Consider the following 243-nt stretch of genomic DNA (forward strand, 5'->3'; position numbering starts at 1 on the left):
TTTCGTGCGCCTGCAAGGCTGGGCCAATCGCTGGGTCGCCGCCTTAGCCGTTCTGTTCGGCTGGGTCACGCTGACCGCAGGCATCCAGTATGTGCTACGCACGGCCGGGCAAAAGAGTGCTGCGCTTCAGATTCCCATAGAAGCGCTTTATCTTTGTGTGCCGGTCTGTGGCACACTTTTCATTCTGCACGGGGCAGCCCTGCTTCTTGTGCAACCGAATCCCGCCGAGGCAACCGCATGAGC

Annotated in this window: 1 protein-coding gene; it reads left to right on the forward strand. The window is 60.1% G+C overall.

Annotated elements, in window-relative coordinates:
• Positions 1 to 241, forward strand: a 241-nt coding sequence (locus ABMC89_RS19025) for a TRAP transporter small permease subunit (protein WP_439655681.1), incomplete at its 5' end; no start/stop codon positions are given.
• Positions 242 to 243 lie beyond the last annotated feature (2 nt).

This window comes from Sulfitobacter sp. HNIBRBA3233, assembly GCF_040149665.1.
Classification (GTDB): domain Bacteria; phylum Pseudomonadota; class Alphaproteobacteria; order Rhodobacterales; family Rhodobacteraceae; genus Sulfitobacter; species Sulfitobacter marinivivus.